The organism is Cellulosimicrobium sp. SL-1, from assembly GCF_011033075.1.
Taxonomy (GTDB): domain Bacteria; phylum Actinomycetota; class Actinomycetes; order Actinomycetales; family Cellulomonadaceae; genus Cellulosimicrobium; species Cellulosimicrobium funkei.
In genome coordinates this window covers 121,195-142,141 of record NZ_JAACJC010000009.1, presented here as the reverse complement: position 1 = coordinate 142,141, position 20,947 = coordinate 121,195, and the positions used below count along the sequence as shown (strand labels likewise).

General features: G+C 72.4%; 16 protein-coding genes. 10 read left to right on the top strand and 6 right to left on the bottom strand.

What is annotated here, in order from left to right; translation table 11 throughout:
* Positions 1 to 2 precede the first annotated feature (2 nt).
* Positions 3 to 728 carry an ABC transporter ATP-binding protein gene (locus GWJ10_RS14965; RefSeq protein ID WP_061267488.1) on the top strand — a complete coding sequence of 242 codons (726 nt, stop codon included), beginning with the start codon at positions 3 to 5 and terminating at the stop codon, positions 726 to 728.
* A gap of 419 nt (positions 729 to 1,147) precedes the next feature.
* Here GWJ10_RS14965 and GWJ10_RS14960 read toward each other — a convergent pair whose 3' ends face one another.
* A complete protein-coding gene (locus GWJ10_RS14960; protein ID WP_163188306.1) occupies positions 1,148 to 3,316 on the bottom strand; it encodes a hypothetical protein in 2,169 nt (722 codons plus the stop codon).
* A 178-nt stretch (positions 3,317 to 3,494) separates the two neighbouring features.
* On the opposite strand from GWJ10_RS14960, the gene GWJ10_RS14955 reads away from it, so the two are divergent.
* Complete coding sequence (locus GWJ10_RS14955) at positions 3,495 to 4,475, top strand: glycosyltransferase family 2 protein (RefSeq protein ID WP_163188304.1); 981 nt, start codon at positions 3,495 to 3,497, stop codon at positions 4,473 to 4,475.
* Here GWJ10_RS14955 and GWJ10_RS14950 read toward each other — a convergent pair whose 3' ends face one another.
* Positions 4,476 to 6,503, bottom strand: a complete 2,028-nt coding sequence (locus tag GWJ10_RS14950) for a SpoIID/LytB domain-containing protein (protein ID WP_061267491.1) — start codon at positions 6,501 to 6,503, stop codon at positions 4,476 to 4,478.
* An 87-nt stretch (positions 6,504 to 6,590) separates the two neighbouring features.
* On the opposite strand from GWJ10_RS14950, the gene GWJ10_RS14945 reads away from it, so the two are divergent.
* Genes GWJ10_RS14945 through GWJ10_RS20035 form a run of 3 tightly spaced genes read left to right on the top strand, consistent with a single transcriptional unit; the run spans position 6,591 to position 9,153 of the window.
* Positions 6,591 to 7,733 carry a DegT/DnrJ/EryC1/StrS family aminotransferase gene (locus GWJ10_RS14945; protein ID WP_061267492.1) on the top strand — a complete coding sequence of 381 codons (1,143 nt, stop codon included), beginning with the start codon at positions 6,591 to 6,593 and terminating at the stop codon, positions 7,731 to 7,733.
* 44 nt (positions 7,734 to 7,777) lie between these two features.
* Complete coding sequence (locus GWJ10_RS14940) at positions 7,778 to 8,710, top strand: NAD-dependent epimerase/dehydratase family protein (protein WP_163188302.1); 933 nt, start codon at positions 7,778 to 7,780, stop codon at positions 8,708 to 8,710.
* Positions 8,711 to 8,712: 2 nt separating this feature from the next.
* A complete protein-coding gene (locus GWJ10_RS20035; RefSeq protein WP_061267494.1) occupies positions 8,713 to 9,153 on the top strand; it encodes an acyltransferase in 441 nt (146 codons plus the stop codon).
* A gap of 80 nt (positions 9,154 to 9,233) precedes the next feature.
* On the opposite strand, the gene GWJ10_RS14930 is transcribed toward GWJ10_RS20035, so the two are convergent.
* Positions 9,234 to 10,220, bottom strand: a complete 987-nt coding sequence (locus GWJ10_RS14930; protein WP_061267495.1) for a Gfo/Idh/MocA family oxidoreductase — start codon at positions 10,218 to 10,220, stop codon at positions 9,234 to 9,236.
* The gene (locus GWJ10_RS14925) at positions 10,220 to 11,320 is read right to left on the bottom strand and encodes a DegT/DnrJ/EryC1/StrS family aminotransferase (protein ID WP_061267496.1); all 1,101 of its coding nucleotides are present in this window, start codon (positions 11,318 to 11,320) and stop codon (positions 10,220 to 10,222) included. The genes GWJ10_RS14930 and GWJ10_RS14925 overlap by 1 nt, the downstream gene beginning before the upstream one ends.
* A gap of 250 nt (positions 11,321 to 11,570) precedes the next feature.
* On the opposite strand from GWJ10_RS14925, the gene GWJ10_RS14920 reads away from it, so the two are divergent.
* The 4 genes from GWJ10_RS14920 (at position 11,571) to lhgO (ending at position 17,315) form a co-directional block, all read left to right on the top strand.
* Complete coding sequence (locus GWJ10_RS14920; RefSeq protein WP_061267497.1) at positions 11,571 to 12,338, top strand: DapH/DapD/GlmU-related protein; 768 nt, start codon at positions 11,571 to 11,573, stop codon at positions 12,336 to 12,338.
* Entirely contained in the window at positions 12,338 to 13,402 is a 1,065-nt protein-coding gene (locus GWJ10_RS14915) for a lysylphosphatidylglycerol synthase transmembrane domain-containing protein (RefSeq protein ID WP_082774385.1), read from the top strand. Before GWJ10_RS14920 ends, GWJ10_RS14915 begins: the two co-directional genes overlap by 1 nt.
* Before the next feature lie 205 nt (positions 13,403 to 13,607).
* Positions 13,608 to 16,073 carry an N-acetylmuramoyl-L-alanine amidase gene (locus GWJ10_RS14910; RefSeq protein WP_163188300.1) on the top strand — a complete coding sequence of 822 codons (2,466 nt, stop codon included), beginning with the start codon at positions 13,608 to 13,610 and terminating at the stop codon, positions 16,071 to 16,073.
* 54 nt (positions 16,074 to 16,127) lie between these two features.
* Positions 16,128 to 17,315, top strand: a complete 1,188-nt coding sequence (gene lhgO, locus GWJ10_RS14905; RefSeq protein ID WP_061267499.1) for an L-2-hydroxyglutarate oxidase — start codon at positions 16,128 to 16,130, stop codon at positions 17,313 to 17,315.
* Here lhgO and GWJ10_RS14900 read toward each other — a convergent pair.
* Positions 17,279 to 19,525 (bottom strand): hypothetical protein, encoded by a 2,247-nt coding sequence (locus tag GWJ10_RS14900; RefSeq protein ID WP_163188298.1) that lies wholly within the window; start codon positions 19,523 to 19,525, stop codon positions 17,279 to 17,281. The two genes, lhgO and GWJ10_RS14900, sit on opposite strands and share 37 nt — an antisense overlap.
* A 14-nt stretch (positions 19,526 to 19,539) precedes the next feature.
* The gene (locus GWJ10_RS14895) at positions 19,540 to 20,370 is read right to left on the bottom strand and encodes a TIGR03089 family protein (protein WP_163188296.1); all 831 of its coding nucleotides are present in this window, start codon (positions 20,368 to 20,370) and stop codon (positions 19,540 to 19,542) included.
* 178 nt (positions 20,371 to 20,548) lie between these two features.
* On the opposite strand from GWJ10_RS14895, the gene GWJ10_RS14890 reads away from it, so the two are divergent.
* Positions 20,549 to 20,878, top strand: coding sequence for a WhiB family transcriptional regulator (locus tag GWJ10_RS14890; protein WP_021482334.1), 330 nt, complete (start codon positions 20,549 to 20,551; stop codon positions 20,876 to 20,878).
* Positions 20,879 to 20,947: the final 69 nt, after the last annotated feature.

The window sequence follows — 20,947 nt, the reverse complement described above, 5'->3', positions numbered from 1 at the left end:
ACATGGTGTCAAGCATCGAGGTGCGAGGCGTCGAGAAGACGTTCACGCTCCGGCACAACCGCTCCCTCAAGGAGCTCGCGATGTCGTCGATCCGGCGCCAGCGTCTGGCGGACGAGTTCGTCGCGCTCAGCACGCTGGACCTGACCATCGACGAGGGCGAGACGGTCGCGCTCCTGGGCTTCAACGGGTCCGGCAAGTCGACGCTGCTCAAGCTCATCTCCGGTGTGCTGAAGCCCGACCGGGGCACCGTGCGGACCCGCGGCCGGGTCGCCGGGCTCATCGAGGTCGGTGCGGGCTTCCACCCGGACCTCAGCGGGCGGGAGAACGTCTACCTGAACGGTGCGATCCTCGGCATGTCCGAGGAGGACATCACCCGACGGTTCGACGACATCGTCGCGTTCAGCGAGATCGAGCGGTTCATCGACACCGAGGTGAAGTTCTACTCCTCGGGCATGTTCCTCCGGCTCGCCTTCGCGGTGGCGGTGCACAGCGACCCCGAGGTGTTCCTCATCGACGAGATCCTCGCGGTGGGCGACGAGCCGTTCCAGCGCAAGTGCCTCGACCGCGTGCGTTCGCTGCGCGACGAGGGGCGCACGCTGGTGATCGTCAGCCACGACCTCGACATGGTTGCCAAGCTGTGCGACCGGGGCGTCCTCCTCGAGGGCGGGGTGCTGACCGGGGACGGGCCGACGGTGGAGATCGTCGAGCGCATGAGGTCGTCGCACTGACGGAGTGACGCCGGGGACGACGCCGGCAGAGGACACCGAGCGGTCCGCCTACGGGTGGGCCGCTCGGCGTCGTCGTGCTGCGCGCCGCCGGGTCGACACCCGCCACGCGCGGGGCCCCGTCGCTCGTCGCCGTGCGATCCCCGACACGCGTCGAGCCGTGCGCTCCCGTCGGCGCGTGGACGACGAGCTGCGCCCCTTCGCGGCGCCTGGGCTCGGACCTGGCTTCCCCGTGCGACGGGCTGAGGCCCGGGGCCGCCCTCGACCACCCGGCTCGGGCGCAGCCGGACGCTGACGACAGGACGCGACGGTCCGCTCCGGGAAGCCCTCGGCGCGGCGGTGGCGCGGACCGAGGAGCGCCCGTCGTCCACGCCCCCCGCTCAGGGGTCGACGCGGGCCGACGCGGGAGGACTCAGGATGACTCAGGAGGGGACCGAGGGCGGCGCGACGCGGCGGCGGCGCCGGACCATGCCCAGGGCCACCGACTGACCCAGCGCGAGCACGAGAGCGAGCCCTGCCAGGATCGCGCCCGAACGCACCGCAGGCGTCGTGTACTGGACCGTCACCTGGTCGGCGCCGTCGGGGACGTCGACCTGCAGCAGCCCCTCCGGACTCACCTTCATCGGGATCACGTCGCCGTCCGCGGTGGCGGTGTAGCCGGGCCAGGCCAGGCGGGCGAAGGTCAGCGTCCCGGAGCCGCTGACGGAGACCGTCTCGGTGGCGAACGAGGAGTCCGAGGAGGTGACCTCGAGGTCGCCCGTCGTGCCTGAGACGCGCCCGGGGAGGGTCAGGGGGTCGATCCGCTCCCACACGGCACGCTCGTCGTCCTCCTCCACGACGCGCCAGCCGTCCGGCGGACCGTCCGCGATCTGCTCCTCGAACTGCGTCTGCTGGAGGACGAGGGTCTCGACCCGCAGGGCGTCGAGGAGGTTCCCCTCCGTGCCGCGGACCGGGCGCAGAGCCTTCTCGAGCGCCTCGGGGCAGACGGAGCCCTTGTAGTCGATGCACAGCGCGTTCGCGAAGTCGCGGTAGCCGATGCCCGTGTAGCGGTTGACGGACTCGTGGCCGGAGACCACGGGCAGGTTGCCGAACAGCACCTGGGCCGACTCGATCGACTCGGACGTCGCCTGCCCCTGGTTCGCCAGCTGGAGCACCGTGCCCCGGAACCCGTCCGCCTGCGCACGGATCGCGCTCACGGACGACGGGGGATAGGTGCCGAGGTTCCCGTCGCTGGGGAACACCGACGTCTGGAAGAAGGTGAAGACGAGCGTGCCCGCGGCCAGGACACCGGCGAGCTGCTCGGTCGAGCGGCGGCCGACACGGAGGGCGAGGGCGACCAGGCCGAGCGTGACGACCAGGACCGCGACGTGGCGCAGCTGGTCCTCGGGCCGGACCGCGAAGGCGAGGTAGGCGCCCAGGAGCACCAGGGAGAGGCTGCCCAGCGCACGGGCGCGGGCGTGCGACGTCGCCAGCCCCGCGGTGAGCGCCACGGCGAGGCCCACGAGGACACCGAGGTACAGGTACTCGATGACGCGCAGCGGCCAGCGGAAGAGCCAGAAGTTCGAGGGCCCGAGCGCCATGACCGCGAAGACGAGGCCGAACACGGCCAGGCTCGGCGCGGTGCGCAGGCGCGCTCCGAGCGCCCCCCAGCGCAGCCACGGGAGGAGCGGCAGGACGAACCATGCCAGGTACACGGAGGGCAGCTGCTCCACGAGGGCGCCGCCCCAGTTCGTGATGGACGGCAGGTAGGAGGCGGTGCTCGACCCGGCGATGTCACCCAGGTCCGGGACCATGAAGGTGTCGTTGGCGATCCGTGCCAGCTCCTGTCGCGACGTCACGTCCTGCGTGCCGAGCAGGGGACCGAAGACGAGCCACGCGGTCATGCCCACGAGCGCGCCGGTGACGACCAGCGAGACCAGCCCCTGCCAGCGGCGCGCGATCAGGAGCTCCACGCCGAGAGCAGCCAGCACGACGACCAGCCCGAGGGCTGCGTAGGGGTTGCCCGTGGTCATCGCGAGGAAGCCGACGACGAACGTGAAGAGCGGCGAGCCGCCGCGGGTGACCTGTCGGTGGGCGACCCACCAGAAGGCGGTGACGCCCACGAACGCGGCCAGGCCCGCCGGCCACCCCGCCGCCTCGTAGAAGAGGGTGAACCCGGACACCGGGAGGGCGGTCGCGACGGCGAAGGCCGGCCATGACCCGGCCCCGTAGGACCGGGCGAGCAGATAGGTGCACACCGCGAGCAGCACGAGCATCTCGATGGCGACGACCGCGCCGGCGAGCGCGAGGTCGTCGAAGAACGACGTGAGGACGTAGTTCCCCAGGATCACCGGGTTCCACTGGCTGTAGGCGGCCTCGGCGGCGTAGTTCCCGCCCATCCACCCGGCCGGGTCCATCTGCGGCCAGACACCGGCACGCAGCTGCTCGCCGAAGTGGTGCCAGAGCGGGACGAACGACTCCGGCGCGTCGCCGTCGTAGAAGAAGTCGTTGCCCCGCCACGCGGCCACCACCCCGAGCAGAACGGTGACGAGCGGCGTCAGCACCGCCGGCAGGGACTGTCGAAGTCGTCCAGGGCGCGCGACGACGCTCATTCCAGCACATCCTCCAGGAAGCGGTTCCACCGCCGGGGGCGGTCTGGCACGGGCTCGGTCGGACAGTCTAGCCTCCGGGCGAGGGCGTCCCGGCCCGTCGGGCCGTCGTCGAGCACCGGCGACGATCGCTACCATGGCACGGCGCCCGAGGCGGAGCGTGACACGAGGACGGAGAACCATGAACCCGACGGCAGGCCGACTGAGCCTGATCATCCCCGCGCTCAACGAGTACGAGAGCGCGGGCGAGATCGTCGACTTCTACCGAGACATCGTTGCTGCGCACGACGACCTGGAGATCGAGCTCGTGCTCGTCGACGACGGGTCGACCGACGGCACCGCGGACGCCGTGCGCGCACACCTGCGCGACGACGACCTGGCGCTCGTGGTGTCGCTCTCCCGGAACTTCGGCTCGCACGCCGCGATCACGGCGGGCCTCACGCACTGCACGGGCGACGCGGCGCTGACGCTCAGCGCCGACCGGCAGGAGCCGCTCTCGGCGGTGGCGAGCTTCGTGGAGGAGTGGCGGTCGGGTGCCGACGTCGTGTGGGGGCTGCGCTCGGTCCGCGCGACGCGTCGCGGGCCGTCCGAGACGTTCGCGCAGACCTTCTCCAAGGTCTTCAACCGCTCGTCGACGGTCCCGACCTACCCGGCCGAGGGCCCGTCCCAGATCCTCGTCACGCGTCGCGTGATCGACGTCATCACCCGCATGCCGGAGAACAACCGCAACGTCCTCGCGATGATCGCCTGGTCCGGCTTCGAGCAGCGCCGCGTGTTCTTCGAGCAGCTCCCGCGCCCCCACGGCGTGAGCAAGTGGACCTCGTCCAAGAAGGTGAAGCTGGTCGTCGACTCGTTCGTCGAGTTCTCCTTCGCGCCCGTCCGCTGGCTCACCACGGCGGGGCTGGCGATCGGCGCCCTGGGGGCGCTGACGCTCCTCACGTCCCTCGTGCTGGCCTTCTTCCCGGGGGCGCCCGCCGGGATCGCCCTCGTGGCGGGTCTGGTCCTCGCCGTGGGCGGCGCGAACATGGTCGCCCTGGGTGTGGTGGGGGAGTACGTCTGGCGCGCCGGCGACGACGCGCGTCGGCGTCCGGTCTTCGTCGTGCGCGACGTCGTGCGTGCGGGGCGCGCCGCAGCCGTCCGCGACGGCGCCCCGCAGGCCTGATCAGGAGATCGCGGAGTGCAGGTCCCACCCGCTGCCCACGAGCCCGGCGGGGAGGATCGTCCCGCCCGGACCGACCGGGTAGCGGCGCAGCAGGCCGCCTGAGGTCCCAGGCTCCCGAGCGAGGAGCGCGGAGCCGCCCGAGCCGGCCGACCCCGCGAGCAGGTCGAACCCTCCCCAGCCGGAGTTGACGACCTTCGCGTCGAGGATCGTCCCGCCGGGCCCGGTGCGGTAGAGCACGAGCGACCCGTTCGAGCGCAGCCGCCCCAGGAGGTCCGGTCGTCCGTCGCCCGTCACGTCGCCCACGGAGACGACGGCGTCCAGCGCGTGCCACCCGGAGTTGACGGTCCGCGGAGGGTCGAACGTCCCGTCGGCGCGGCCCGCGTACAGCAGCAGGTCACCGAGCATGGTGGTCCGCGCGTACAGGTCGGGCCGTCCGTCGCCGGTGACGTCGCCCGCGGCGACGATCATGTCGACCGTGTGCCAGCCCGTGCCGACAGCACGCCGGGACGTGGACCGGCCGTCGCGGGCCTGTCCGTAGAGCCAGAGCGTGCCGGTGCTGCGCTCCCGCGCGTACAGGTCGGGCACACCGTCCTTGTCGACGTCGCCGGGCGAGCCGATCCAGTCGTGCATCCCCCATCCGGAGCCGACCACCCGCGGCGGCGAGAACGTCCCGTCGGCGCGGCCGGGGTAGAACGACAGCGTGCCCGACGTGGCGTCGCGGCCGTAGGCGTCGGGGACGCCGTCGCCGGTGACGTCGGCGACGACCCCGCCGCTGCCCTGCGTGCCGCCCGCCACCGCCCACCACGTGGAGCGCAGCCCGAACGCCGACCGGAACGCGTCACCGGTGACGGTGACCGACCCGGCCGTCCCCTCGACGCGCACCTGCGTGACGCGACCGCCCCAGCGGCCGTTGCCCGACCGCCCGAGCACGGTCAGGCGCGTGGGAGTGCCGACGGTCGGGTAGGCCGACCGGACCGATGCAGAGGAGACGACGGCCGTCCACGCGTTCGCGGTGCTCGGCACGACGCCGTCGTACGGGTCGGGGCGGGCGGAGAGGTACGGGAACGAGCCCGCGGCCGTCCATCCTCCGTTCGCCGCCGAGAACTGCGTGAAGGCGTAGCTGCGAGGACCCCCGGTGATGAGCACGTTGCCCGACGTCGCCGCGATGGCGGCGGTCGTCGCGGCGGCCTCGTGCGTCGCCGTCAGGGTGCCGTTCATCGTGTACGACGCCCTGCCGGAGTAGACCTGGCACGCCGTGGTGTCGCACGTGTCGATCTGGCCCCCGGCGTTCTGACGCTGGTGGCTCGCGTAGGTCCTGGCGGCCACCGCCTGCGCCCCGAGCGCCGCGGCCGGCCAGCTCGACGGCATCTCGGCAGGGACGACCGACAGGAGGTAGCTCTCCAGGGGGACGATGTTGACGGTGACGAGCGCCCCCTTGTCGACGGTGGCACCGACCCCGCCGCGGTACTCGCGCCGGTCGTACGACGGCCGGACGAGCCGCACGGCGCCGTCCGCCGCGTAGAAGGTGCCCCAAACGCCCGGGACCAGGCTGTACCGCTCCCACGTCGCGCGGGATGCGTCGACGTAGTCGAGCACGAGGTCCGAGGAGCCCTGGCGGACCAGGCGCCAGCTGAGCACGGCGCTGCCCCGGGGAGACACCGTCGGGAGCGGGAGGTCGCCTCCGCCCCAGCGCAGCACCAGCCCTGGTTCGCCGTCGACGACGACCTCCCCGGACCTGCCGGTCGACAGCCGGACCACGATCGGCTCGTCCGGCTGCCCCGTGAGAATCGTCCCCGGGTAGTAGAACCCGAGGATCTGCGCCGACGACTGCCCGAGCGAGGCGGCGCCGCGCGCGCCCCACTGGGACAGCCCTCGACCGTGGCCGTAACCGTGCCCCCACAGCTCGAAGTTCCCACCGGCGTCGGGCACCGCGGTCTCGTCCGCCGCGGCCGGTCCGGAGAGGGGGAGGAGCAACGCGATGCTGGCGACGAGCACGACGAGCGCCCTCGTCAGACGACCCACGACCATGAGCAACCTTCCTTGACACGCCCTGGCGCCGTCGCGGGCCGCTGCGCGGCGTGGGCGTTGGTAGACTTCGACGGACCTAGGAGGAACATGACACGGAACGTCGCACTCGGCCAGCCCACCGTCGGAGAGGAGGAGCTTGCCGCGGTCGCAGGCGTCTTCGAGTCCGGATGGCTCTCAGGAGCCGGGCCCGCCTGCCTCGGGCTCGAGGCGGACTTCGCCCAGGTCGCCGGGGTGCCCCACGTCCTCGCGACGTCGAACTGCGGGTCGGCCCTCCACCTCGCGCTCCTCGCCCTCGGGGCCGGGCCGGGTGACGAGGTCATCGTCGGCGACTACACCTTCCCCGCGACCGGGCACTCGGTCATGTGGACCGGCGCCAAGCCGGTCTTCGCGGACGTTCGTCCGGACATCTGGTCGATGGACCCCGCAGCCGTCGAGGCGGCGATCACGCCGCGCACGGTCGGGATCGTCGCGGTCGACGTCTTCGGGCAGCCGGCCGACTACGACGAGCTCCGTGCGATCGCCGACAAGCACGGCCTGTGGCTCGTCGAGGACGCGGCGTGCGCCGCGGGCGCGACGTACAAGGGCCGCCCGGCCGGGAGCCTCGCCGACGTCGCCGCCTTCAGCTTCCACGGCCGCAAGGGCATCACGGCGGGGGAGGGCGGCGCGCTCGTGAGCGCCCGCGCCGACCTCGTCGACCACGCGCGCAAGCTCCACACCTACGGGATCGCGCCGGCGATCGTGCGCGACGCCTCGACCGAGCTCCCGGTGCCGTCCTTCGACGAGCTCGGCTACAACTACCGCCTGTCCGACATCAGCGCGGCCATCATGCGCGTGCAGGTCCGACGCCTGCCCCAGCTGCTCGAGAACCGGACGAAGGCGGCCGCGGGCTACGCCACGCTGCTCGGTGACCTGGAGCAGGTGACCCTGCCGGTGGAGCTCGAGGACCGGACCCACCCGTGGCAGTCGTACGTGCTCACGCTCGACCCGGGGCTGGACCGGGGTGCCGTCGCGCTCGCGCTGCGCTCGCGTGGTGTGGGCTGCAACTTCGGCACCTATGCGAGCCACGTCCAGCCGCTCTACGGCGCCACGGAGGCGTGCCCTGTGTCGGCCGACCTGTTCGCCCGGCACATCGCCATCCCGATGCACGCCAACCTCACGGACGACGACGTCGAGTACGTCGCGCAGGTCGTCCGCGAGGTCGTCTCGACGGCCGCGACGACTCGTCGCTGACCAGAAGCCCACCGAACCACCGCCACTGAGGGAGCTCTTCATCCATGTCTGAAAACCGCACGGCCTTCGTCACCGGCGGTGCCGGGTTCATCGGCCTGCACGTCGTCTCGCAGCTTCTCGACAAGGGCTACGACGTGCGCATCTTCGACAACATGTTCCGCGGCGACCGCGACGCGGTCGCGCGTCTCGCCGAGCGGGGCAACGTCGAGCTCATCGACCAGGACATCCGCTACGGCGGGGCGGTCCACGCGGCGATGAAGGGTGCGAGCCACGTGGTGCACCTCGCCGCCGTCTCGATCAACAAGAGCCAGGCCGACCCGTACGAGTCGATGGAGATCAACACCATCGGCGAGCACAACGTCTTCGCCGCGGCGGCCGACCACGGCGTGAAGCGGCTCGTCTTCGCGTCGAGCGCGTCGGTCTACGGCGACCCCGAGAAGCTCCCCATGCACGAGGACGACACGCTCTCGCCGCTCACGCCCTACTGCATCTCGAAGCGCACCGGTGAGGACCTGCTCGGGTACTACCAGCGCCGCACGGGGCTGTCGTGGATCGCGCTCCGGTTCTTCAACGTCTACGGACCGGGCCAGAAGACCACCGCCTACTACACGTCGGTGATCAACCACTTCGTGAACCGCATCCGCAACGGCGAGCCGCCCGTCATCGACGGCAAGGGCGAGCAGTCGATGGACTTCATCCACGTCCACGACATCGCGCGGTCCGTGGTGCTCGCCATGGAGGCGGAGAAGGACAACGTGCCGGTGAACGTCGGGACGGGCATCGACACGTCCATCGCGGACCTCGCCCGCATCCTGATCGACGCTGTCGGCGCCGACGTGGAGCCGATCTTCAACCCGCGCGACGTCCTCGTGAGCCGCCGTGCCGCAGACACCACGCGCGCGAAGGACGTGCTCGGCTTCGAGCCGACCATCAACGTCAAGGACGGCATGACCGAGCTCATCCGCATCGGGGGCTGACCTTGGCCGAGGACCGGGCCGGCCTGCCCGCCAACCCGTACAACCCGCTCGCGTGGATCGTCGGGGAGCCGACCATCGGCCAGGGCACGTGGATCGGCGCGTTCACGGTGATCGACGGCTCCGGTGGGCTCACCATCGGGGAGGGCTGCGACATCTCGTCGGGCGTCCAGATCTACACCCACTCGTCGGCACGGCGCTGCGTCAGCGGACGTCGCCACCCGACCGTGGACCGGGCGCCCGTGACGATCGGGGACCGCGTCTTCGTCGGCGCGGGGGCGGTCATCAACATGGGAGTCACGATCGGGGACGAGGCGGTGATCGGCGCGGGAGCGGTGGTCACCAAGGACGTCCCTGCCCGGACCGTGGTCGCGGGCGTCCCGGCGCGTCGCGTCGCCTCGGTCGCGTTCGGCCCTGACGGCGTCCCGGAGTTCACGCAGGGCTGACGCGACACGGGCCTGCGTGCACGAGAGGGGCGCACTCACACCGCGTGTGAGTGCGCCCCTCTCGCGCGTCAGGAGACCGGTCAGGCCTGAAGTGCCGCCTCGGTGGCGGCGTCCGCCTTCGCCTGCAGCGCCCGGGAGACGATCCGGTGCGAGGGCAGGATCGAGCGGCGCTCCTCCTCGGCGTCGGCCGTGCCCTCGACGAGGTCGAGGAAACGGTTGAGCTGGGTGACCAGGGGCTCGGCACCGACGATCTCCGGCACCTCCATCTCCGTCGCCTGACGGAACCCGGGGCCGCCGTCCCGCGCCTCCTCGATCGTGGTGTGGCGGTACGCGGTGACTCCGCGCCGCAGCAGGTCGACCTCGATCATGCGGTCGAGCTCCTGGATGACGAGCGTCCGGACCTTGCGCTGGCCGATCCGGCTCGCGGAGACCGTCGCGATCCCGCCGCCGTCGAACCGCATGGACGTCTCGATCACGTCCTCCGCACCCGGCGCCGACTGCGGGCTGAAGTGGCCCACCTCGACCGAGAGGGACCGAGGATCGGCGTTCCCGAAGAACCGCGACACCAGGTCGACGTCGTGCACGAGGAGGTCCCACGCCACACCGGTCTTGATCCGGGGCGCGTACGGCGAGTGCCGCTCGGCGCGGATCAGGTGCGGCTGCTCGACCATCGACAGCGCGACCATCACGGCGGCGTTGTACCGCTCGAGGAGGCCGCACATCAGGGGGACGTCGGCCGCGAGGGAGGCCGCGAGGATCTCCTCGGTCTGCTCCAGCGAGGGGCAGACGGGCTTCTCCACGAGGAGCGGGCGGCCCGCCTCGATGACGTTCTTGGCGATGTCGTAGTGGTACTCCGTCGAGGCGGCGACCACCACCGCGTCCACGCCGGCGAGGCCGTCGGTGTCCGGCGCCCAGCGGGCCCCGAAGCGCTCCGCGACGGCGCGGCCCGTCTGCTCGTGCGGGTCGACCACCAGCGCGAGCTCGGCACGCGGAGAGGCGGCGATCACGCGGGCGTGGTTCTGCCCCATCGAGCCCGCGCCCACGAGGGCGAGCTTCGGCGCCGCCATCAGGCGAGGACCTTCCGGAGCGAGTCGGCGATCGTCTCGACGTCCTCCGAGGAGAGGTACGCGTGCACCGGGATCGAGAGACAACGACGGACGACGGCGTCCGCCACGGGCGCGTCACCGATGACGACGTCCTCGCGGTCGCGGTAGCAGTCGTAGTCGTAGACCGTCTTCGGGTAGTACACGCCGCTGCCCACGCCGTGCTCGTCGCGCAGGCGCTCGATGATGCTCTCGCGGTGCTCCGCGCGCTCCTCGGGGAGCAGGACGGTGTACTGGTGCCACACGTGCTCGCGCCCCGGGAGCTGCTGGGGCAGGACGAGCCCGTCGACGTCGCCGAGCAGCTCGGTGAGCCGTGCCGCGTTCGCCCGCCGCTTGGTGAGGTTGTCGCCGTAGGAGTCGAGCTGCGGCAGGACGAGCGCCGCCTGCAGGTCGGTCATGCGGTAGTTGTGGCCGGCGACCTCGTACTGGTAGCGCTGGCGCATCCCCTGGTTGCGCAGGACCCGCAGCCGGTCGGCGAGGTCCGCGTCGTTCGTCGTGATCATCCCGCCCTCACCGGTGGTGAGGTTCTTGGTGGCGTAGAACGAGAAGCTGCCCAGGCCGAACGTCCCGGCCCCGCGGCCCTCGAACGTCGCGCCGTGCGCCTGCGCCGCGTCCTCCACGATGCGCAGCCCGCGCTCCTCGGCGAGCGCGCCCAGACCGGTCATGTCCGCCGTCTGGCCGTACAGGTGCACCGGCATGAGGACCTTGGTGCGGTCCGTCACCGCGGCGCGCGCCGACTCGGGGGTCAGGTTGAAGTCGTCCGTGGAGATGTCGCCGAACCGCGCCGTCGCCCCGGCCTCGAGGATCGCGTTGAGCGTCGCGACGAAGGTGAACGGGCTCGTGACGACCTCGTCCCCCGGCTGCAGGTCGAGGACCTGCAGCGAGGCCACGAGCGAGGTCGTCCCGTTGTTCACGGCGACGGCGTGCTCAGCCCCGACGAGCTCGGCGAAGCGCCGCTCGAACTCGGCGACCTTGGGGCCCTGGGCGATCGTGCCCGAGCGGATGACGTCGACGGCGAGCTCCTCTGCCTGGGGGCTGAGCCGCACGACGGAAATCGGAATCATCGATCATGCCTACTTTCCACGGTCCTCTACGGGCGTCGACGCTCAGACGTCACCGGGTGCGCGATGCGTGAGGCGCCTACGTCGGTGCCCCCCGGCTCCTGGGTAGAATCACCCGGGTCAGTTGCCGTCCGCCCCATCCTAGTCACCCGTACGACGCTGCTGGGGACGGACCAACGGCCCCTCGACGCAGTGCACGAGTCCTGAGGCGCCAGGGGGATTCTCGTCGGCGACCTCGTTCTGAAGGAGTACCGTGACCACCCACCAGGGACATCCCCGCATCCATCCGACGGCGTACGTCGGACCAGGCGTGGAGCTCGGCGCCGACGTGGCGCTCGGCCCGTACGTCACCCTGTTCGGCCCGCTGCGCGTGGGCGACAGGGTGTGGATCGGGGCGGGGGCGAGCGTGGGTGCGCCGCCGGAGATCGCGTCCCTACGACAGAACACCGCCTGGACGGGCGACCTCGAGCACCAGGGTGTCGAGATCGGTGCGGACTCGGTCCTGCGCGAGCGCGTCGTGATCCACCAGGGCAGCGCGCGGCGCACTGTCGTCGGCGCCCGGTGCTGGCTCCTCAACGGCGCGTACCTCGCCCACGACGTCCAGCTCGGCGACGACGTCACCGTCTCCGCGGGCGTGAGCGTGGGTGGTCACTGCACGATCGGGTCCCGCGCGACCCTGGGGATGAACGCGGTCGTGCACCAGCGCCGCGTGATCGGCCCCGGTGCGATGGTCGGCATGGGCACGGCGCTGACGGGGGACGTCCCCCCGTGGACGAAGGTGTTCGGCGTGCCGCCGCGCCTGCACGGGGTGAACGCCGTCGGCCTGAGCAGGGCTGGAGCCGCGCCCGAGGTGGCGGACCTCCTCGCGTCGCGCTACGCGGACGGCGACCTCCTGCTGGACGACGCGGCAGGCCTCGACGCGATCGCCGCGGACCGCGCGGCATGGCGTGCGGCGGCGCCGACCCGACCGGTGCGGTCGTCGCTCGAGCGGGCGGCCCGCGAGATTCGGGAGGCGGTCTGATGGAGGACGCCCTGGACCGCGAGCACGTGTCCGAGCTCGCGCCGGAGAACCCGTCGACGGAGCCGGCCCCGCCGGCCGCACCCGCGCAGGACGGCGCGCCCGCCGCCGAGCCGCGGGCGCGCGACAAGATCCTCAACGTCGCGCGGTACGTGCTCCTGGCGACGGTGGTCGGGGCGGCCGTCTTCTACCTGTGGACCAACTGGGACGAGGTGCTGCCGTACCTGCGCGACATCTCTCCCTGGTCCATCGTCCTCTCGCTGGTCGCTGTCGTCGCGTCGATCGGGTGCGCGACGATGAGCTGGCAGGTCCTCGTCGACGACCTGGGCAAGCCGATCGGACCCGGGCGCGGCGCTCAGGTCTTCCTCGTGGGGCAGCTCGGCAAGTACCTGCCGGGATCCGTCTGGGCCTACGTGCTCCAGCTCGAGCTGGGCCGCAAGGCCGGGCTGGCGCGGGCGCGCGTCTTCGCGGGGACGCTCTTCTCGATCGCCGTGACGATCGTGGCGGCCCTGCTCGCGGGAGCCCTCGCCGTCCCGGAGATCGTGCGCGAGAACGGCGACCTCTCCTGGCTCTACTGGCTGTACCTCATGCTGCCGGTCGCGCTGATCTGCCTGCACCCGCGCATCCTCACGGCCGCCGCGCGCTTCGGGTTCAAGATCCTGCGCCGCCCGCGCCCCGACCACCCGGTCTCCTACCGCACCGTGCTGGCCTCCCTGGCCTGGGCTCTCGGCTCGTACCTGTGCAGCGGTGCCCACCTCTGGCTCCTGGCGCGCTCGAGCGCCGAGGTGGGTCCGTCGGTGTGGTTGCTGTGCGCCGGCGTGATGGCGCTCGCGATGCTCGCCGGCCTGTTCGCGTTCATCCTGCCCTCCGGTGCCGGCGTCAGGGAGCTGGTCATCGTGGCCGCGCTGGCACCCCTCGTCGGGACGCCCGCCGCGGTGGCCTACGCGACGGTATCCCGGCTGCTCTTCACCGTGGCCGACCTGATGACCGCCGGGGGTGCGGCCGGCCTCGCGGTCGTCGCCAAGCGTCGTCTCGGCCACTACCACGGGGATCCGGGCATCGACTGACCGGCACCGCTCCCGACCTGCGGAGACGCGGGGCGCTGCCTAGACTGCCGAGGGGCAGGACACGGCGTCCGCCGAAGGGGCAGGTAACGGAATGCTGGCAGCAAGGACGGCAGGGGCGGTGCTGTGCGCCGCGTTGTGCGTACCCACGACGGCTGGCGCCGCGTCGGCGGCGCCGACGGCGCAGGGCCCGGCACCGAACGTCACCGTGGCCGTCCCGGGTGACGTGACGCACCCCGCGGTCGACGCGCAGCAGGACGCGAGCACCGACGTCGCGGCGTTCGACCTCGGCGACGCGCCGGTCGTGCCGGCCGACGAGCCTGCCGCACCGGACGCGCAGGTCTCGGCCGAGGTGGCCGCGGCACAGGACGCACCGGTGCTCGGAGCGGTCCCCGCACGGGCGGTCGACGTCGACGGCGCGACCATCGTCGGGGTGACGTGGAAGGGCACCGTGTCGCCGGACCGGGTCGAGGTCCGGGCCCAGGGTGCGGACGACGAGTGGTCGGAGTGGACGGCGCTGGAGCCGGAGCAGGACCCCGACGGCGACGGCGGCGGCACCGACCCGTGGTTCACCGGCGGGGCCGCTCGCGTCGAGGTGCGCGCGTGGGGGCCTGACGGCCCGATGGCGGAAGGCCTCGACGTCGCGGCGATCTCGACCGACGTCACCGACGTCGACGAGCAGCTCGGTGCCCAGGCTCCCGGCGTGCAGCTGGTCGGGTCCCGGGGGAGCAGCGCAGGCCGCTCGGCCGCCCTGGCAGGCCCGCTGCGGACGGGGACCGCGCCTGCGCCCCCGACCGTGATCTCGCGGGCCCAGTGGGGCGCCGACCCGGCACTCATGACGTGGACCCCCCAGTACGCGCAGACGACGGTGGCCGCAGTCCTGCACCACACCGCCGGGTCCAACAGCTACACCCCTGCCCAGTCGCCGGGGATCGTGCGCGGGATCTACGCCTACCACGCCCAGTCGCGAGGCTGGGGCGACATCGGCTACAACGTGCTCGTCGACCAGTACGGGCAGATCTTCGAGGGCCGCTTCGGCGGACTGACGATGGCGACGGTCGCCGCGCACGCGGGCGGGTTCAACTCCGGCACGTTCGGCGTCTCGATGATGGGCGACTACTCCTCCGTCGCGCCGTCGGCTGCGCTGCGCGAGTCGGTCGCCCGGATCATCGCGTGGCGGCTGGGCGGGTCCTACCTGTTCGACCCGTGGGAGGTCTCGACCTACGTGACCCCGGGGCACTCCACCTCCCGCTTCTCACCGGGTACGGGGGTGCGGATCTACCGGATCCTGGCGCACCGGGACGTCGCGTACACGTCCTGCCCGGGCAACGCCGGGTACTCGATCCTCCCGTGGCTCCGGAATCGGGTCGGCGAGCTGACCGGCGCGGCCAAGACGCAGATCTGGAGCAACTGGCAGGCGCTCGGCCGCACGTGGGGCGACGTGGGCCAGCTCGAGTCCGACGTCGGTACGGGGTCGGCCGCGTACTTCACGAACGGGTTCAGCGCGACGTACGAGCCCGGCGTGGGGGTGCACTCGATCTCGCCGCGCATCCGACCGGGCTGGCTCGCCGGGTCGGGGTTCACCGGCATGGGGTTCCCGCGGAGCTTCGAGTTCGACGTCGGCGACCGGCGCGGGCGCGCGCAGGAGTTCAGCGCCGACGCGAGCGTCGTCTGGAGCCCGCAGACCGGGAGCCAGGCCATCGGCGGTGACCTCCGCCGGGGCTGGTGGCGCGAGGGCGGCGCGACGGGCTGGCTCGGCTACCCCACGACCTCCCAGCGGTTCGTCGGGGACGGCCGCGGAGTCTTCATCGAGTTCGAGAGCACCGGCTCGCTCCTGTCGACGCCGACCACGGGCACCGCCGCGATCTCGGGGGCGCTCCGCTCGGAGTGGTGGCGGACGGGCGGTGCGACGGGAACCCTCGGGTACCCGAACCGGACGCAGTCCCCGGTCGGGGACGGCAGAGGTCTCTTCGTGGAGTTCGAGAAGGGGGGCTCCGTCCTGTGGACCCCGACCACCGGGGCCAGGACGCTGACCGGCGGTGTCCGCGCCGCGTGGTGGCGCAGCGGGGGAGCCACGGGTCTCCTCGGCTACCCCACGCGGTCCGAGGGACCGGTGGGGGACGGCGTCGGGACGTTCGCCGAGTTCGAGGGCGGCGGCACCATCCTCGCCACGGCGTCGACCGGTGCGCACGTGATCCACGGCCCGGTACGGCACTACTGGTACGGGCGCGGCGGCGTGAACGGCCTCGGCTACCCCACCACGGACCAGAAGCGGACCGCGGACGGCAGCGGGTGGGAGATCGACCTGGCCGCCGGCGTGACGACGGTCTCCGCCCCGTCGGGCGCGACCTACACCGTGTGGGGGGCGATCCGTGACCGGTGGCGTGCTGCCGGAGGGACCCGCGGGCCGGGCTACCCGGTCTCCGAGCCGGTCAACTACGCCGGGCGCGCCGGTGGGTACAGCTCGTTCTCGTCAGGTGCGCAGGTCGCGTGGACGCCGACGACGGGCGCTCTCCTCGTGCCGGCGGCGGTCGCTCGCGGCTGGTCGGACCGGGGAGGCTACGCGGGTCGTCTCGGAGTTCCGGTCGCCGAGGCCGTGACGACCGGCGGGACGACGACCCAGCGGTTCGAAGGGGGTACCCTGACCGTGCGCGACGGAGTTGTCACGGGCTGACGGAACTCCGTCCCGCCCCCGTCGCCGCGTCAGTCACGTCGGTGAAGGGTCGTCATGTCGCGAGTCGTAGTGGTAGGTGCGGGAATCGTCGGTCTTGCCGTCGCCGAGAGGCTCTCGCGGCGTGGGGACGAGGTCGTCGTCCTCGAGAAGGAGGAGCGGCCCGCGGCGCACCAGACCGGGCGCAACTCCGGCGTGATCCACTCCGGTCTCTACTACACGCCGGGCTCGCACAAGGCGCGGATGTCGGTGGCGGGCGCGAAGTCCATGACGGCCTTCGCGCGCGAGCACGGGGTGACGGTCGACATCTGCGGCAAGCTCGTCGTCGCGACCTCGGACGACCAGGTCGCCCAGCTCGATCGTCTGGCCGCGCGGGCGGTGGAGAACGGCGTCCCCGCTCGCGTGGTCTCGGCCGAGGAGGCACGCGAGTACGAGCCGTACGTCCGCGCGGTGCGCGCCCTCCGGGTCGAGAGCACCGGGATCGTGGACTACGTCGGCGTGTGCCGGGCGATGCTCGACCTCGTCCTCGAGCGGGGCGGCGAGATCCGCTACGGCGCGGAGTTCGTCTCCGCGCGGACGGAGCCGAACGGCGTCGTGGTCGAGACGACCCGGGGCGAGGTCCGCGCAGACTCGCTCGTCGCGTGCGCGGGCCTCTACAGCGACCGTGTCGCGGCGGCCTCCGGGCTCGAGCCCGAGGCGCGCATCGTCCCGTTCCGAGGCGAGTACTTCGAGCTCGTCCCCGAGCGTCGCTACCTCGTCAACGGACTCATCTACCCGGTGCCCGACCCGGCGTTCCCGTTCCTCGGCGTGCACCTGACGAAGATGGTCGACGGGTCCGTGCACGCGGGCCCGAACGCGGTCTTCGCGCTCGCGCGCGAGGGATACCGCTGGCGTGACGTGGACGTCAAGGAGCTCGCCGGGTCCCTCGCGTGGCCGGGACTGTGGAGGCTCGCGGCGCGCAACGTCGCCGCCGGCGTGAAGGAGGGTCTGCGGTCCGTCTCGGGGCGCGCCTTCGCGCGCAGCCTCTCCGAGCTCGTCCCTGGCATCGGTGTCGACGACCTGAGCCCGGCGGAGGCCGGGGTCCGCGCGCAGGCGCTGCGCCGGGACGGCACGATGGTCGACGACTTCCTCGTCCAGGGCACGTCGCGCCAGGTGCACGTGCTGAACGCCCCGTCACCCGCCGCGACGTGCGCCCTCGAGATCGCCGGTCACATCGTCGACGAGCTGGACTCGGTCACCGCCTGAAGGGGCACGACCCGGTCGTCCTCGGGCGGGAAGGGGCGGGCCCGGCGTCGGCCGCCCAGCACGTGGACGACGGCCAGCACGAGAGCCGCCAGGAGCCCGCCAGCGGCGATCGCCGCTCCGGTCGTCAGCCCGGGACTGCGGAACGACAGGGTGACGTCCGTGGTCCCGGCGGGGACGCTCACCTCGAGGAGTCCGTACGGCCCCTCGCGGACGGCGAGCGCACGACCCTCGCCGTCCTGAGCGCCGTACCCCGGCCACGCGAGCCGGTCGAGGAGCACCGTCCCGTCTCTGTCGGCGACGACGCGCACGTGCACGGAGCCGTCCTCGGCCGTCGTCGCCTCGGCCGAGACGACTTCCTCCGACGGGGTGGCCGTGACGTCGGGTGCGGGCGTGGGACGGACGAAGACGACACGGTCGGCGTCGTCCACGACCTCGCGCCAGCCGCTGGGCCGCACGATCTCCTCCGGCTCGAACGAGGCCTTGCTGTAGACGAGCGTGTCCACGCCGAGCGCATCGAGCAGCGTGGCGTCGTAGCCGCCCTCGACCGGGTCCTGCAGGCGCTCCGCGAGGCTCGCGCAGCCCGTGCCGCCGCGGTAGTCCATGCACAGCGGCGACGTGAAGGACGGGAAGTCGATGCCGGTGTAGCGGCCGAGCGTCTCCAGTCCCGCCGCCGCGCCCTGATGACCGAACACGAGGTGGCCCTCCCGCACGGCGCTGGAACCGGGCTCCAGCGCCTCGATCGAGCCGAGCTGCAGCACCGCTCCTAAGTAGGGCGCGGTCGCGGCGCGCAGCTCGGTGAGGTCGTGCGCCGCCCCGCGGTCGGCGGCGACGCCGAGCTGCTGGTGGCTCCACCCGAACAGCGACGCCTGCGCCGGCGCCACGACGAGGCACCCTGCGACGAGGGGCACCACGACCCAGCGCGCCCCGAAGCGGCGTGCGACCAGCACGGCGGCCGCGACGAGCGCGAGCACCGTGCCGGCGAACGCGAGGTGCACGGTCCAGTCCTGCGGCGTGACGGCCCAGGCGTTGAAGAAACCGAAGGCGACCACGGTCGCGCTGAGCGCGGCGCGGAGACCCCGGTGGGAGCGCGCGAGACCGAGGGAGAGCAGCGCTGCGAAGAGCACGCAGACCCCGACGTACGTGTACTCGACCAACCGGATGGGCCACCGGAAAAGCCAGATCTGGGCGGGTCCGACGGTGAGGAGGAGCATGAGCGAGGTGAAGACGAGCGGTCCTACGAGACGCTTGCCGAGTGCTCGCGCCGCTCCCCAGCGGAGCCAGGGGAGGAGCGGGAGGACGAACCACGCGAGGTACGTCGAGGGCACGTAGTCCGAGCGGGAGTACCACGCCAGCATGGACGGCAAGTAGGAGGGGCTGCTCATGCCCGCGAGGTCCTGGAGGTCGGGGACCATGTACCCGTCGTTGGAGACGGCCTCGGGAGCCTGACGCACGGTCACCCCGAGCGTCCCCACCAGGGGCAGGTACACGACGGCGGCAAGCGCCCCGACGCTCGCTCCGAGGACCACCAGACGCCCGAGCGTCGACCACCGCCGCCGCACGACGAGGTCCGCCGCCAGGGCCGCCAGGACCACGAGGATGCCGAGGATCGCGTAGGGGTTGCCGACCGTCACGGCCAGCCCGCCGAACGCGAACGCGACGAGCGGGTTCAGGGTGCCGCGGGAGTACCGGTGCGAGGCCCACCAGAACCACACCACCCAGGTCGTGGCCATGAGGCCGGACGCCCAGTTGCCGGCACCGTAGAACAGCGTGAAGCCGGCGAGCGGCATGGCCAGACCGACGCTCACCGCCGGGCCCCGCGCCGCACCGTAGGACCGTGCGAGCAGGTAGGTGGCGACGCCCAGGAGCGCGAGGAACTCCGTCATGACGACGAAGATCCCTCGAGCGAGGTCGTCGAAGCCGGACAGCAGGACGAAGTTGGCGAGGCTTACGGGGTTGAGCACGCCGTAGGCCGCCTCGGCGACGTAGTTGCCCCCGGCCCAGCCTGCGGGGTCCATCGGCAGCCAGCGGCCGGCGCGGAGCTCCGTCCCGAGGTGGTGCCACAGGGGGGCGAACGACTCTGCGTTGTCCCCCCAGAACCCGAACATCCGGTCGAACGCCTTGACGAGGACGGCGGCGACGACGACGCCGACGGCGACACCGAGACTGGTGAGGAGTTCGGCAGCCCGAGGGCCGATCCGACGGACGGGCATGATGCTCCCCTGCTTCAGGTCGAGGTCGTCGGGGACCGGGGTCGGTCCGGCTGGGGGGCGTCCCTGTCGACGTGCGCTTCGGCGTCGATCCGTTCGCCCGTGGCGAGGCGCCGCGCCGCGTCCTCGTCCGTGCGGAGCCGTCGCGCGTACCTCGGGGAGACCAGGACGACCGACCCGTCGTCGGCCAGGACCGCGAGGCACGCCCCCAGGGTAGCGGAGCCCGCGCCCGGAGTGACCAGCGTCCGCGCCCCGGGCGCGGTCCCGGTGCGCGGCACGAGCTCCTCGTGCGCCGCGCTGCCGGCGCCGGAGACCCACGCCGGTGCTGCGGGCTCGACCTGCGGGACCCACCCGACCTGGTCGCCGTACGTCATCACCGCCGACGCAGCGTCGATCGCACCGGCCCGGAGCGCGCCGTCGAACGCACGGGCGAGGGCAGGAAGCGCGACGGCGACGAGCTCCGCGCCGGACGCCGTCCACCGGTCCGGGCGGTCGGTGACGACCACGTCGGCGTGCGGCGTGCTCGCACCGGTGGCATTCTCGTCCGTCAGGACCACGGTCGCTCCCACGCGCCATGCAGCGAACGCCCAGACGACGGTCCGCCAATGCACGGGAAGATCGAGAACGACCTGCGTTCGAGGACCGGCGTCGAATTCCTCGACGAGCAGGTTCGTCGTCTTGTTCACCCAGTTCTCGAGCACCGCGCCGGAGAGCTCGACGCGCTCGCCGTCGTCCCCGTACCACGTGAGCCGGGGCCGACCGGGGTCGCGCGTGACGAGTCGGAGCAGGTCAGCGACGTGGGTGGGGCGGTCGCCGCGAGGGGCGGGGGCGTGGGGAGCGGACACCATGGACACCACCCTAGGGTGCCGATATCGACACCCGAGATGTGATGGTTTCACCCGCCGCCTCCGCGGGGCTATCACATTTCGGCTTGACGCCCGCGGATGACACGCGTGTAATTTCTTCAATGCAGTTTCCTGCCTGGTTCTCGCTCGAGGCCCGGCGAACGGCATGAAGGGGCGAGCAATGTGGAACATGCTGGACGGGACGGGCGGGGTCTTCCCCTCCGACGCTGAGCGAGAGGTGGAGCGCGTGGCACCGGTGCTGCCGCTCTTCGGTGAGCCGGTCGACGACTCGCTCATGGGGTGGCAGGAGCGCGCGCTGTGCGCCCAGACGGACCCGGAGGCCTTCTTCCCGGAGAAGGGCGGGTCCACGCGCGAGGCGAAGAAGGTCTGCACGGGCTGCGAGGTCCGGGCCGAGTGCCTGGAGTACGCGCTCGAGCACGACGAGCGCTTCGGCATCTGGGGCGGGCTCTCCGAGCGGGAGCGCCGCAAGCTCAAGCGCCGCGTCGTCTGACGACCGGGCCCCGGCCCGGAGGGTTCGTCGGCGTCGCCGACGAGCAGCGTCGTGACGGGTGGCCGACAC